Source organism: Streptomyces sp. Tu 3180 (assembly GCF_009852415.1).
In the GTDB taxonomy this organism is placed as follows: Bacteria; Actinomycetota; Actinomycetes; order Streptomycetales; family Streptomycetaceae; genus Streptomyces.
The window spans coordinates 7,015,203-7,028,997 of sequence record NZ_WOXS01000002.1; the positions used below are offsets into that span (position 1 = coordinate 7,015,203).

9 protein-coding genes and 1 pseudogene are annotated in these 13,795 nt (G+C 72.2%); 5 read left to right on the forward strand and 5 right to left on the reverse strand.

All coding sequences use genetic code 11. The features are described 5' to 3' along the window. Positions 1-64: 64 nt before the first annotated feature. Positions 65-1,039: a phosphotransferase gene (locus tag GL259_RS32105; RefSeq protein WP_159539158.1), complete on the reverse strand. Its 975-nt coding sequence runs from the start codon at positions 1,037-1,039 to the stop codon at positions 65-67. A 252-nt stretch (positions 1,040-1,291) separates the two neighbouring features. Here GL259_RS32105 and GL259_RS32110 point away from each other — a divergent pair, with 252 nt between their 5' ends. The 4 genes from GL259_RS32110 (at position 1,292) to GL259_RS32125 (ending at position 6,066) form a co-directional block, all read left to right on the forward strand. Next, positions 1,292-1,726 carry a hypothetical protein gene (locus GL259_RS32110; RefSeq protein WP_159536772.1) on the forward strand — a complete coding sequence of 145 codons (435 nt, stop codon included), beginning with the start codon at positions 1,292-1,294 and terminating at the stop codon, positions 1,724-1,726. Between the two features lie 184 nt (positions 1,727-1,910). Next, positions 1,911-3,302 carry a HEAT repeat domain-containing protein gene (locus GL259_RS32115; protein ID WP_159536773.1) on the forward strand — a complete coding sequence of 464 codons (1,392 nt, stop codon included), beginning with the start codon at positions 1,911-1,913 and terminating at the stop codon, positions 3,300-3,302. Between the two features lie 214 nt (positions 3,303-3,516). Continuing rightward, complete coding sequence (locus GL259_RS32120; RefSeq protein ID WP_159536774.1) at positions 3,517-4,206, forward strand: SMI1/KNR4 family protein; 690 nt, start codon at positions 3,517-3,519, stop codon at positions 4,204-4,206. Between the two features lie 201 nt (positions 4,207-4,407). Beyond that, a complete protein-coding gene (locus GL259_RS32125; RefSeq protein WP_243762439.1) occupies positions 4,408-6,066 on the forward strand; it encodes an N-6 DNA methylase in 1,659 nt (552 codons plus the stop codon). A 142-nt stretch (positions 6,067-6,208) separates the two neighbouring features. Here the strand turns inward: GL259_RS32125 and GL259_RS32130 are convergent. The 3 genes and pseudogenes from GL259_RS32130 to GL259_RS32140 form a co-directional block, all read right to left on the reverse strand. Further along, positions 6,209-6,601, reverse strand: a pseudogene (locus GL259_RS32130) (DNA helicase UvrD); the annotation flags it as partial. Between the two features lie 39 nt (positions 6,602-6,640). Continuing rightward, positions 6,641-7,852, reverse strand: coding sequence for a restriction endonuclease (locus GL259_RS32135; protein ID WP_159536776.1), 1,212 nt, complete (start codon positions 7,850-7,852; stop codon positions 6,641-6,643). Further along, positions 7,849-9,663, reverse strand: coding sequence for a DUF4357 domain-containing protein (locus GL259_RS32140; RefSeq protein WP_159536777.1), 1,815 nt, complete (start codon positions 9,661-9,663; stop codon positions 7,849-7,851). The genes GL259_RS32135 and GL259_RS32140 overlap by 4 nt, the downstream gene beginning before the upstream one ends. Positions 9,664-9,794: 131 nt before the next feature. Between GL259_RS32140 and GL259_RS32145 the strand changes: the two genes are divergently transcribed. Beyond that, positions 9,795-12,119, forward strand: a complete 2,325-nt coding sequence (locus GL259_RS32145; RefSeq protein WP_159536778.1) for a DUF2786 domain-containing protein — start codon at positions 9,795-9,797, stop codon at positions 12,117-12,119. Between the two features lie 25 nt (positions 12,120-12,144). On the opposite strand, the gene GL259_RS32150 is transcribed toward GL259_RS32145, so the two are convergent. Beyond that, positions 12,145-13,782: a hypothetical protein gene (locus tag GL259_RS32150; RefSeq protein WP_159536779.1), complete on the reverse strand. Its 1,638-nt coding sequence runs from the start codon at positions 13,780-13,782 to the stop codon at positions 12,145-12,147. Between the last annotated feature and the right edge of the window lie 13 nt (positions 13,783-13,795).

Here is a 13,795-nt window from a genome sequence, read left to right on the forward strand (position 1 = left end):
GGCCCGCGGCAGCGCCGTCGGGGTCCGTCGCCGTCGGAGTCCGTCCCGGTCGTACCGAGGGCGTTCACGCGCGGAGCAGCTCCAGCGCCTTCCTCAGGTTGTGCTCGGCGATGCCCGCCATGGACGCCCGGTCGGGGAAGCCCCCGTCGAGCAGCCGCAGCGGGCCTGCCGTCAGCGAGAGACGCTGCGCGAGCGTGTAGAGCGCGAGCCGGTCCTCGTCCAGTCCGTCCACCCCCAGCGACCGGTAGGCGTCGTGCAGGCGGATCCGCAGGAAGACGTGCTCCCACTCGACGTCGAAGTACATCGAGCCCTCGACGTCGATCACCACCGGGTTCCCGGCCGCGTCCACCAGCACGTGGTCGGGCCCCAGTTCGCCGTGCACGACCGCATACTGCGCGCGCGGTCGTACCGTCGCCGCCAGACCCAGCAGCCGCTCCTCCAGCCGGTCGCGGACTCGCGCGATCCGCGCGTCGCGCGACGCCGCCTCGGCGAGGTCCCGCAGCGCACGGTCCAGGACGACCCCCTCGCACGACGTCCCGCGCGACACGCCTCCTCCGTCGACCAGGGCCACCTTGCCGTACGCGGACGTCCGATGGCCCCGCATCGCCTCGAGCGCCTCCCCGAGCCGGGCCACGACCGGGGCGGCCGCCTCCGGGTCGCGGGCGAGCAGCCGTTCCAGGTTCTCGCCCGGGAGGTCCTCGACGACCGCGAGACCGGCCGGGCCGTGGGCGCCTTCGCGGTCGACGAGACGGATCGCCGGGACACGGACGCCGAGCGCGTCCAGCCGTGCGTGGGCGGCCTCGAACAGGTCGAGCCCGTGGCCGGGCGAGAGCGGGTCGGTGAGGTCGTCGTCGCCCTCGGCCGCCGGCCAGTGGTTCTCCGACTCCTCCCACAGGTAGGCGATCACCGTCGTCGCGTCGTCCATCACCAGGCGGTACACGCCCTTCCTGCTGCCGCCCGCGACCCGCTCGACCGCCTCCAGCCGCCGCCCGCCGCCCAGCGCGGCCCGCGCCGCACCCGCCAACCGCTCCCGCGTCACTGCCCCGGGTGCCACGTTCCGAACCGCCTTCCGAACCGTTCTCCGCCACGACGACCCGCGCACCTTACGGGAACGTCGACGTGGGAGCGATCGGTTTGTTCCGCGTCCGAGCCCGGCACCTCGCGGCCCGCGCCCCCTGCGGTGGCAGGGCTCCGCCAGGAGCGGGTCCGGCGCCGGGCAGGGCCGTCACAGGCGGACCTGGCACGAGTACCCGCACCGGACGGCACCGGACTGAGCGCGTAGCCTTCGATCATGGCCGACACCTACGAACTCCAGCTCACGCTCGACCTGCCGGACTCCCTCTCGCCCCGCGAACTCGACCTGCTGCGGTGGCACTTGGCGGAGGAAGGCGGTCGGCAGGACGAGGGCTACGAGTACCCCCTGTGGGACGGCCGGGGGCCGGCGCCGCGCATCGGGGGCCTTCAGGTGGCGGAGCTGAGCCCGGTCCACGGAGGGTGGTCGCTGACCGTTCGTCAGGAGGCGCATCCCGACGGGTTCCACGATCTGCGCAGGATCGTGCAGTGGCTCGGCGCGAGGACGACGACCTCGGGCCCCATCGGGTACCTCCGCTTCTACGAGTCGCACGTGCCCGACATGCTGATCGCCCGGTCGGGAACCGTGAGCTGCGCCTTCCTGCGGGTGGACGAGGTCGTCGAGGTGGCGTCCGAGGAGTTCCCCTACACCTGAGCCGCGATCGGGGACCCGTGGCCGGGCGCACCGGGAACGCGGACCGCACGCCTCCCCGCCATGCTGCTCGATGCCCGGGGTGCCGACGGCCGAACCCGGTTCCGTCGGCGGCCGGCGACGGCCTCCCACGCGGGGGCGGCGAACCGCCCCCGCCGATGTCAGCGGCCGTGGTTACGGTGCCGCCGTGGACAGAGAACTGTTGCTGGAAGAGCTCACCGGCTCCTGGGAGGAGACCAGGACGGCCCGCGACGCCCTCGTGGCACGGGGCGCCGAGGCGGTGGCGCCGGTCGTGGAGGTGCTCTGCGACGAGCGGTCGCCCGTCGACTGGGCCGTTCCCGCGGACGTGCTGTGCCGGATCGGCGAGCCCGCGCTCGCCCCGCTGGCCGCGGCCGTCGCCTCGGCCTCCTCGCCCGAGGTGGCCCGCAGGGCCGGGTGGGCACTGGGGCGCCTGCGCGTCGAGGACCCGGCGGTCTTCGTGCCGCTCCTGGCCCATCCGCACCCCAAGGTCCGCGAGGACGCCCTCTTCGCCTTCCGGTGCCGGAAGGAGGCGGCGCTGCGGTTCGCCGACCGGCTGCTGCCGTCGTTGGGCGACCCCGACCGGGGGGTGCGGCAGCGGGCCGTGTGGGCCTTCGAGGCCATCGGTTCCGCAGCGGTTCCCGTCCTGCGCCGGGTGCGCCGGACGCCGGCGCGCGGGCGGCGGTTGCGGGCCGGCGCGCTGGAGGCGCTCGCCGCCGTCGGCGGCCCGGCCGCACTGGACTCCACGGACCTGGACGCGGTGCGCCGGCTGACCCGGATCAAGCAGCGCACGGAGGTGCCGGAGGGCATGCACCTGTGCGGGTCCTGGTACGCGGTGCCGTGCGCCGACACGCAGCAGGTGCTGGACGCCTTCGACCTGGGCGCCCCCGAGCCGGTCACCCTGCGGACCGGTGCGGCCGCCTGGAACCACGACCACCACAACTGGCGGACGCGTCGCGAACACGAGACCTGCGCCCGGGTGTTCGTCAGCCCGGTGCTCGACGGCTGGACGCTGGTCTTCGGCCAGTCCTCCCAGGACACCCACCGCATCGAGGACGCCGAGGACGACGACTCCCGCGACGAGATCACGGCGGATGTGGTGCGGGAGCGCTGCGCCGCGCTCGGCGACCGGTTCGGGGCGGCCCAGTGGTACGGGATGAGCTGCGGGGACGACTGGACCGCCTGGTGCATCGCCGAGGGCGGTGAAGTGGTGCGCTTCTACGACGCGTTCGACGCCGAGGAGGACGGCGGCGAAGGGGACGAGGGCCGGCCGGGGCACCCGGCCGAGTCCGGTTACCTGCTGCCGCACCAGGACGGCTTCCCCGACGACGCCTTCGACGGGGTGGAGCTGTCGGACGGCGAAGCGTTCCAGGCCAGGTACCGCGAGGTGAAGGAAGAACTCGACATCCCCGACACCTGCTACGCCGTCGACATCGCCGCCCGGCTGTCGGTCGATCCCGGTTCCCCCGGACCCCGGACGGCGGTCACCGGCCACGGAGTGCTCGCCCTGACCGCGTGCGGCCGGGAGCACGGCCACCCGCCCGGGGCTCTGCCGGTCTGACGGAACAGTGAGGCGTCGTCCCGGCCGACCGCGCGCGTCCTCACGGGCGGCGCCGGACTGGCCGGCCGGGGGTGTGCGCCCGACGGGGGCGGCCCCAAGGACGCGAGGTCGCTCCCGTCGGCGACGAGTTCGCCGCCCGGCACCTCGACGTGCTCCGGAGGGCCCTCGGACGGGCGCGGCCCGTCGTGTCAGTGGGGGCGCATAGGGTCTGCGCATGGTTGACCGGAAGTGGACAGGGGTGCGGGAGCGCGTCACGTCGCTGGCCGCGCTGCCGGCGAGCAGTGAGGTGTTCGGGGCGCCCGGGCACCGCTGGACCTTGGAGGATCCGCTCGTCGAGGAGGAACTCGCCGAACTGGAGACCCAGTTGGGTGTGAGGCTGCCCGAGGAGTACCGGACGTTCCTCACACAGGTCGGCGCGGGCGGCGCGGGACCCGCCCACGGTGTCTTCCCGGTGCGGCGCGTGCGGGGCCGCTGGCGCTGGGAGGGTGACGGCGCCGACCTGGCGGACCTCTCGGCGCTGGCCGAGCCGTTCCCCGAGAAGGGGCCCGACCCCGGACTCCTCGACGCGCTGCTGGCCGAGCGCCCCGAGGAGGAGGACTTCGACGAGATCGAGGACTTCGACGACGCCGTCGAGGCGTGGGACGAGCGATGGGACGCCGTCCTGTTCGCCCCCGCCCGCACCGCCGGCGCCGTCGTGATCTGCCACTTGGGCTGTGCCCTGCGGGAGTGGCTGGTCATCAGCGGCCCTCACCGCGGCACGGTCTGGTCCGACCCCCGGGCGGACGACGCCGACCTCGAGCCCCTCCTCGACCCCGAGGGCAGGCCGGTCACCTTCGCCCGCTGGTACACCGACTGGCTGGACAAGGCCGAACGCACCGTGCGGCGGCCGGGAGCGGGTGCCTGACGGGCTGGTCCCGTACGGCGGCGGATCGCCGGGCTCTCCCACCGGTCGCATCCTCCGCGCCGGGCCGGGCGGGGGTGCCGCTGCGGTGCGTGCCGTGCGGCGCCGAGGGAGCCCGGACGCCCGGAACCTCCGTTCTTCGTTGACGACGTCAACGGCCACCCCTTATTGATGCCCGACGCCGCGCTGTGTACGGTGGGCGGTATGCCACAGACTCCGGCCACTCCGACGAACCCGTTGGTAACCGGTTCCGAGATCGCCCGTATCGCGGGCGTCACCCGTGCCGCCGTGTCGAACTGGAGGCGGCGGTACGACGACTTCCCGGCGCCGGTCGGGGGCGGGGCCAACAGCCCCCTGTTCGATCTGGCCGAGGTACAGGCATGGCTGGACAAGCAGCACAAGGGACAGGACGTCACCGACGAGGTCCACCTGTGGCAGGTGCTGCGCGGGGTCTACGGCGACGACATCCTCGGCGGGCTCGCGGACATCGCGCAGACCCTCGCCGCCCCGGAGGACGAGAAGCCGTCCGCGCTGCCCGACCAGGCGGTCCGCCTGGCCCGCCGCATGGCGGAGGAACGTTCCCCCGCCGAGGCGGTGAACGGCCTCGCCGAGAGGTTCACGGAGTCCGTGCGGCGAGCCGGATCCGATCAGGTGACCTCGCCCCGCGTGGTCCGCGCCGTCCGGCACCAAGCCGGTGACGTGGCGGCCGACGCGGTGCTGTTCGACCCGGCCTGCGGGATCGGCACCCTCCTCCTCGCCGTCGGCCCCGAACGGGGCACCAGGCGGCACGGCCAGGAAGCGGACGCCCGCAGCGCACGGTTCGCGCGGTGGCGGGCCGCGCTCGCGGAACCGGCCCACATCGAGGTCAGGCAGGGCGACTCCCTGCGCGCCGACCAGTGGCCGGACCTCAAGGCCGACCTCGTCGTCTGCGACCCGCCGGTCAGCGACACCGACTGGGGGCGGGAGGACCTGCTCCTCGACCCGCGCTGGGAACTGGGCACACCCTCCCGCGCCGAAGGAGAGCTCGCCTGGCTGCAGCACGCCTACGCGCACACCGCGCCCGGCGGCCGGGTCATCATGGTCATGCCCGCCTCGGTGGCCTACCGCAAGGCCGGCCGCCGCATCCGCGCCGAACTCGTCCGCCGCGGCATCCTGACCCAGGTCACCGCCCTGCCCCCGGGCACGGCCGCCGCGCACGCCCTCCCCGTGCACGTGTGGCAGCTGCGGCGGCCGCGGACACCGGACGACGCCGCCACCACGGTGCGCATGATCGACCTGACGGCCAACGACCCGGACGACCCGCTGGAGCCGAGGCCCGAGCAGGTCACCGAGGTCGCCCAGATCGATCTGCTGGACGATCTGGTGGACCTCACCCCGGGCCGCCACGTCGAGGAGTCCCACCGCGACTACGTCACCGAGTACGACGCACTGCGCCGGGAGCTGGCCGAGCAGGTGCGGCGTCTGGGCGAACTGCTGCCGCACCTGGTCGCCGGCGAGGGATCCGGTGTCCTGGACGGGGCCAGCGTCAGCGTCGCCGACCTGATCCGGGCCGGACTGGTCCGGCAGGCGGACCCGGAGCCGGTCTCGGTCAGCGATCAGCTCGACACGGACTTCCTCCGGGGCTTCCTGCACAGCGCCGCCAACAGCCGCCGTTCCACCAGCGCCAGCGGCACCTTCCGCTTCGACGGCAAGGGCGCCCGCATCCCCCAGATGGACATCACCGCACAGCGCCGCTACGGGGCCGCGTTCCACGCGCTGAGGGAGTTCGAGGAGCGGACGCGGAGGGTGGCCGAGCTCAGCAGGCAGATCGCCGCACTGGCGCGGGACGGACTCAGCAACGGCGCCCTGAAGCCCACCGACTGACCGGACGCGACGCGCGGCGCCCCGGGGTCATCGGGACCGACGGTGCTCCGACTCACCGGGGCAGGAACGGACTGGCCGTCCCGCTCCACGACACCGCGAGCGCCTCCCGCGCCCTCGTGCACGCCACGCACAGCAGGGAGCCGGCAGCGGCCTTCTCCCACTGCGGTGTCAGCTGCTCGAGTGCGACCACGTTGCGTACCTCGAGCGCCCTGGTCGCGGAGTTCGTCGTGTACAGCCGCTTGGCGGCCCAGGTGTAGGCGTCGTCGTGCCGGACGACGTTCACCAGCAGGAACACGTCACTGCCGTCGTCGGGCGCGAGAACCACACCGCGCCGGAAGTCGTTGATGCGGATGGTCCGCATCCGTGGGTCGCGGGCCTTCTCGACGGACTCCAGGTGCAGGCCCTTGTCCGCCTGCAGCTCGGGAACGGTGAGCTGCTGGAACTTCTGCATCGCCTTGCGCACGCCGGCTCGCACGGGCTTTTCCAGGAGGCCGTAGCTCTCCCAGAAACTGTTGGCGAACGCCAGCTGCGGCACGACGTGCTCTCCCCGCCCCGGACGGTCACTGCAGGCTGATCATACGCGCGGCGTCTTCACCAGTCGGGCGGCCACCTCCGCGACGTCGGCGAGCAGCTCCACCGGATCCTGATCGAGATCCAGGGCGTGCTGATGGAGGACGATGCCCGCGTGCCGCACCCGGTGAGCGGCGTGGTCGGCGTTGCCCTTCGCGTACACCAGGTGCCCCTCGCCCAGCCCGAGGGCGGTGCAGTAGGCGAGCATCTGGTACAGGTCGGCGTCCGGGTAGCCGCCCGGTCTCTCCACCTTGTACTTGGCGTCGGCCACCGCGCACGGCACGCGGTCCGGCCCGTGGAGGACGAGGTCCGGCTTCATGCGGATCATCCGCGCCTCGTCCAGGTGCAGCGGATCCTGGAACCGCGCGACGTACCCGGAACCGCGCAACGACTCCCCCAGGGCGACGGTCACGAAGTCCTCGAAGAGCTTGTTCATGTCGAACAGGAACCCCTCGATGCGCAGCCCACCGGGCCCGTGCTCCGGGGAGGCGTCCTCCAGCACGGCCCGTGCCAGGTGCAGGGCGTGGTGGTACCGGGCGTTGAGGCGGCTCGGCCGCCACTCGGGCAGGGGCCGGCCGCGCACGAGCACCGGGACGTCCGCCAGCCGCGCCCGCTGGTGCAACAGCCGTCGGCGCACCTCTCGCGGCACGCCGGGCAGCCGCAGCACCCGCTCGACGGCCGCCCGCAGGATCCGGTTCTCCGCGATGTCCGTCGTGAAAGCGTCGTACGTCACCTCCACCGGCAGCGTCGCCCCGAACCGGCGCCGTATCTGATCGGCCTCCCGGATCCGGCCCCGTACGACCAGCGAGGTCTCGTCCGTCACCCGGTAGCCCTGCAACAGTCCCTGCCGCAGGGCCCGGTCCACCTGCCGCTCCACGGCATGGGCGAGCGCGGGAAGCACGTCCCGGTGCTCGGACACGTCGACCTCGCCGTCCCGCCAGGCACCGGCGGGATCGAGGCTGTAGCCGAGCAGGAAGAAGAGACGGGCGATCGGCACCTTGGGCACGATACGGAGCGTGAGCGGATCATCGTGTCCCGGCGCCGTGAGCGTGACGGCCCCGACCCTGCTCCCCGCCCGCAGAGACCAACGGCCGGGGGAGTACGGGTCCGGCACCGCGTCCACGATCCGCAGCGCGGCGAGCGCCCGACCCACGGCATCGGGCAGCGCGACGCCGACCGCCGGCGCATGCTCGACGAGCTCGACGACCGACGTCACCCCAGCGACTCCCGCAGTGCCGCCAGCCCGTACCGCTCCTCGACGTCCACGCCCTCGCCGTAGTGGTGCTCCTCCAGCAGCGGCAGGATCTTCGTCCGCCAGGTCCGTTCCAGACCGCCCTCCCGGTACACGCCCTTCTTCATCAGGTACGAGGGCCCGATGCGGAAGTCCGGATCACCGATCCGCGCGTTGAGCGCGTCGAGCAGATCCGCCGGCTCCGAGTCCCTGCCCTCCCGCTCCAGCCACCGGCGCAGCAGACCGCTCGTCGGCTCGGTGCGCGGTGACAGCTCGACGAAGGCGAAGCGCCGGCGCATCGCCGCGTCCACGAGGGCGATGGACCGGTCGGCGGTGTTCATCGTCCCGATCACGAACAGGTTCGGCGGCAGCGCGAAGTCGTCGCCGGAGTACGTCAGCCGCACCGACTTGTTGCGGTACTCCAGCAGGAAGTACAGCTCACCGAAGACCTTCGCGAGGTTGGCCCGGTTGATCTCGTCGATGATCAGGAAGTGCGGGATGTGCCGGTTGCCCTCGCGGGAGGCGAGATCGGCGAGTTCGCGCAGGGGACCGGCGGTGAGCCGGAAGGCGACCTGCCGCGTCTCGACGTCCTCCTGCGGCCGGAAGCCCTCGAAGAAGTCCTCGTAGGAGTAGGACGGGTGGAACTGCACGAGCTTCACCTGCTCGGGACCGCCGCCCAGGAATTCGGCAAGCCTGAGGGCGAGGTAGGTCTTGCCGGTGCCCGGCGGACCGTAGAGCACGAGCTGCCGTTCGTCCCAGAGCAGATCACGCACCTCACGCAGCCACTCGGTGTCGTGCACGAGCAACTCGTCGGCCAGATCGTCCGTGGGCTCGGGAAGCTCCAGTTCGCGGCGGGCGGCGAGCGCGGGGATCTCCACGCTCGGGTCCCGCTCCGTCACCCCCGCCTCCTCGGCCAGTTCCTGGTCGGTGAGACCAAGCCCCTCGACGTGGGCCTGGACGGCGGAGAGGTCGACGACGTCGTGCTGGACGGACAGCTTCTGCTGGAGCTCCTCGGGCAGGTCGTCGTAGGGGAAACCGGTCGGCTGCCACTCCACGGGGCGGCGCAGGTTGGACCGGCGGTCCTCGGACTCCGTCTGCTCGGCCTCACCGGTGATCTCGCCCACGTACAGTCGGCCGCCGGAGATGGTGCACACGGTGTCGCCGGGCTTCATGCGCGACAGGAAGGCGTGAAGGTCCTCGACGAGCTGCTGCCGCTGGCTGTACGTGGCGGTCGACTCGTAGTCCTCCTGGACCAGCGTGCGCAGCTCGTCCTTGCTGACGCCCCGCCGAACGCCCTGCCGCAGCCGGGAGGCGGCGAGGGTGACGCGCCCCTCGGGCAGCCAAAGGCGCTGGACCAGGTCCAGACCGGTGACGTTGGAACCACGCACGAGCCAGGACCGGTTGGGGCCCGCCCACACTCCGGACATGAAGTCGGACAGGGGCCTGTCGTCCTCGGTCCGCCACTCCTCCCACCCGTTGCGCGGCGCCCCGACCAGCACGACGGCGGCGAAGGAGGGGGAACCGAACACCACGTCCTCGGTCAGCTCCAGCCAGCCCGGCCAGCGCGCCGACGGCACCAGCACGCCTTGCGCCCGGAGCTCCTCACGGCGTTTGGTCGGCGCCTTGAAATGCTTGCCCAGCGAGGGCATCACATGATCCCGCGCCGGAGAGCCGGCCCGAACGAGGAACTTCCGGCTGCCGTTGGTTCCCGTCTCGTCCAGGAGCACCCCGCGTGCCCGGTCGATGCCGTCACCGTTGGGCAGCCGGAGCCGGAACTCCGGATACTCGTCGGCCATGGGACCCCCTCGCGCCTGCTGCTCGATTCCGTCTGCAGCGTACTGGCAGGCACGGACACCCTTGCTTCGGTCGTCCCTGCCTTGCTGCCTAGGATGATCCGCCAGTGGCGGAGCACGCCGGAGGGGGACACGTGACGGACGACAGACGGGACGGCCCGGTGGCCGAGGAGTTCCGGCGAGCACGCTTCCAATGGCTCCAGGACAGGGTTCAAGATCTCGCCATCGTCATGAGGGACACCGCCCCGGACCTGTACGAGCTGCTGCCCACCGACCTCGGCGACCGGTGCACGGCAGCGGCCGTGACCGTCGTGAGGATGGCAGCGGACGAGGCGCGGGCACAGCCGGTGGCCGAGACCGTCGGCTGGTTGGAGCGGCTGATACCCGGTGGGTACCGGCACGACCTGGTGGCGGACGTCCGCGCAGTCCGATCGCTGACCGCGTGCGGTGGCGAGTCCGCCCTGTGGGCCTGGAACGCCGAAGGCTGGGAGGAGATGCTCCTGTGGTGGTGGCGACGCCACCAGCAGCGAACGGGTGACCCCGAGCGGGACTTCGCCGAGTGGCGGGCGCGCTGGTCCGCGGACGTTCCCTGGAACGGCGACATCGACCGGCCGGAGTGGGCTCCTCGCCGCCACGGCCGCACCCTCGTCGCCCCCGCGGATTTCTTCGCCCGCGAACCGGAGCCGCTCAGGCTCCTGGCACAGGCGGTCCTTCGAGAGCCCCGTACGGTTGCCGCGGTCGAAGACGCCGTGCTTCTGCGCGAGGAGCATCTCCAAGGCGCAGGGCATCTCAGATGGCTGGCCGAGCAGCAGGCCCGCGTCGAGCAGGCGGAGGCATGGCGGCGCGAGCACCAGAAGACCGGCTCCGAGGCCACGCGGGCGTTTCTCACCGAATTCTCCGAGACGGTCAAGCGTTACATGTCGCTCGTCCTCCAACCCGCGATCGACGCCCTTTCGGTCTGCGAGCGAGCCCTGCTGAACGACAGCAGGCCCGGCGCCCGACGCACGGCGACCGACTACCTGGAGGCGTTCCTCGACTGGCAGGAGCAGCCGGACGAGGACGCCTGGCAGGACGACGACCTGGGCCGTGACATCGCCCGGAAAGCACGGGAACGCCACGAGCGGAACGAGACGACGTGGCAGGGCATGGTCGGCACCACGCCCGTCTGGTACCACATCGTCGCCTCCCGGCAGGAGAGAGCGGCTGCCCTGGCCTATTCAGGGCGACCTTCGACATCTGTCGTCCGCGTACGGACCGGCGAGGAGGAGCCGAGCACAGGCTTCGACCTGTGGGACGACGAGACGTGGGGCCAGACCGAGGAAGAGACCGACTGGTACCCGGATCCCGGTGTCGTCGTCCGCTGCGAGCCGGACGACGCCGCCGGCCTGTGCGCACTGCTCGCCGTGGCACAGCTCGGCCACGCACGCCTGGAGTTCCTGGTCCCCAGGGCCGACGGCGGCATCGGTCGTCTTCGCACGGTCCGCGCACAAGTCCGCAAGGACGACGCGGACGCCTGGCGGCGGTGGGCTCTCGCTTCGCTGGCCGAACTCGCTCCCGACCCCGAGGACCTGGCCGACCTGATCACCGGATCGGGCGAGGACGGGGAAGAGTGGGGAGAGCCGGAGGCGGACACCCCTCGTCCGGGCGCTTCCGACTCCGGTTCCTCCGGTGCCGGTGCCACCGCCTCTGGTGGCGGGGCCACCCGCGGTGCCATGTCTCCGGAACTGCTCACCAAGGTCAAGGCGTTGTTGCGCAAGGCGGAGGACCCGGGAGCGACGGAGGAGGAGAGCCGTGCCTTCCTGGACAAGGCCATGGAACTCATGGCCAAGTACGGGATCGAACGGGCCAAGCTCGACGACATCGGTGAACCGGCCCGACCCGTCGACAGAATGATCGACGTGCATCCTCCGTACGCCAGGGAGGTGCGGCGGCTGCTCGTCCGCATCGCACAGGAGATGCGCTGCCAGAGCGTGCTCATCGACACCAGGGACAACCGGCGCCGCCTGCACATCTTCGGATACGAGTCGGACATCCAGGCGAGCGAAGTGCTGTTCGCCAGCCTGCGGTTGCAGATGCTCGCCGGTGCGGAGCAGGCCGACAGGCGGCACCGACCGGTGGGAGAGGACGCCCGCGCCTACAAGCGTTCCTGGATGCTCGGTTTCATCCGGGAGGTGACCGCGCGCATCGGCGCCGCTCAGCGGGCGGCGAGCGAGGCTGCGGACCAGGAGCCCGTGATCGGTGGAGAGGGCAAGGCCGGACGGAGCGTCGAACTCGTCCTCGCCGACCGGTCGGCCGTTGTCGAGGCACGGCTCAACGAGCGTTACCCGAGGTTGGGAAAGGCGCGTCCCACGAAGTTCAAGGGCACCGGCTACTGGCAGGGAGTCGCCGACGGACGCCTCGCCGACATCGGTGGGCGGGCCTTCGCCGAGGGGAGGGCCGACCCGCAGCTGACTCTCTGAACGCCTCCCGGCCGTCAGTGGCTTGTCACGTCAACGTGTTGGACAGATGGGGTCCGATGTATCCGATGTAGATGCCGTACTCGCTGCACGCCCCGTCGAAGTAGTGCAGCCGCGGTGCGATCGTGTTGCCGCCGCCGACGCGTACGTGCGCGCCCATGAACACCTTTCGTGCCGGGTCGACGTGTTCCGGCACGGGAAACGTACGCTGCCGGCGCCAGCTCGAGTTGCCCTTCACCGACTTGGACTCGTCCCGCACGATCTTCCGGGGTGAGATCGTGCGGACCCCGCCCGGCGCGTCGGCACACCACTGCTTGAAGTCCCGGCCGACCCGCCCGGCGGCTGCCGCCTGGGCGAAGTCTCCGAGCGCCAGCAGCGCGTCCCAGGTCATGCGCACCCAGGACGAGCCGTACGCCTGCGCGTCGAGGTCGAGCGTCACCTTGCGGGAGCCGGTGAAGTGCAGGCGGGGCAGGGCGTCGAGGCGCTGCAGGAGCTCCTCGAAGGAGTCCGGTTCGCCCTCTGGCGCGGTGAGCGGGGCGTACGCGGCCGCGGCGGCACCCAGTTCCACCATCTGCTTGCGCAGCGTCTGCAACTGCGCCCGGACCGCGTGCAGTTCCCGGTACTGCTCGTCGTACTCGGCGATCAGCAGGGTCTCGTTGTCCTCGGCCTTCCGCAGCTCGTACTTGAGGTCGCGGATCTCGTCGGCCCGTACACGCTGCTCCCGCCCCGCCTCCTCCAGGATCTCGTGGAGGGTCTCGTTCTCGACGCGCAGCCGTTCCAGTTCGGGCGCGGCGGAGTCACCCAGTGCGCGGGTCCGCATGACCGGCACGGAGTCGAGCTCGGCGGGCAGGGGAGCACGGGCGGCCAGCCGCTGGGGCAGCTGGGCGATGATCCTGCGGGCCTGGGACGGGCGGTCGGTGATCAGCCTGCGGGACATCACCCGGTGTCGCTGCCCGTCGGCGGGCCAGGCCGGGTCGACTCCCGGGAGGTAGGTGCGCACCCCGCCGCCGTAGACCCGGTGGTACTCCAGCGCGTGGTTGAAGCGGGCCTCCGCCTCCGGGGTGAGCACGTAGAGGATCGCCAGACCCGCCAGGGGCCGGACCAGCGGGTCCACGGTGCCCTCCAGCCAGGCGTCGAAGTCGGCCCCGTACGGTGTGCTGGCCACGACGACCGGCAGGCGCCGCGTCTCGTCGCACAGCTCGTCTATGACGGCGTCGACGTCCTCCGCCTCGACCACCTGGGGCTCGGCCGTGACGTCGGCGAGGCCGTCGCGTGCGTCGAGGACCTCGAGGAGACCGCGCGCGAGCCGGGGCGTCTTGGCCGGTACGGGCACGGCCTCGGGGTCGTCCGGCAGGTGTTCCACGTCCAGCTGGACCCTGGTCGGGCCGTCTCCGGCCTGGCGGATCACCAGCGTGGTCTGCCAGGTTCCGCCGGGCAGCGCCTCGCGCAACCGCCAGCGGCCGTACGCCCCCGAAGTGCCGGTGGCGGAGTCGTGGTCGAGGGTGACGCCGCGGGCTATCTCATTGCGGCCCTCGGTGAAGGCGTCGGCGTCATAGCTCTTCGGGGGGTCCTTGAGCCATTGGCGCAGCCGGTCGTCGACCTGTGCGCCGGTCGCGACGTAGTCCAGTCCGCTGGTGACGACCATGCGGTATCGGCGGGTGTCCAAGGTGAATCCTCGT

Coding starts and splice junctions, on each gene's coding strand:
- GL259_RS32110 (WP_159536772.1), top strand. CDS start 1,292: ATGGCCGACACCTACGAACTCCAGCTCACGCTCGACCTGCCGGACTCC.
- GL259_RS32120 (WP_159536774.1), top strand. CDS start 3,517: ATGGTTGACCGGAAGTGGACAGGGGTGCGGGAGCGCGTCACGTCGCTG.
- GL259_RS32125 (WP_243762439.1), top strand. CDS start 4,408: ATGCCACAGACTCCGGCCACTCCGACGAACCCGTTGGTAACCGGTTCC.
- GL259_RS32140 (WP_159536777.1), bottom strand. CDS start 9,663: ATGGCCGACGAGTATCCGGAGTTCCGGCTCCGGCTGCCCAACGGTGAC.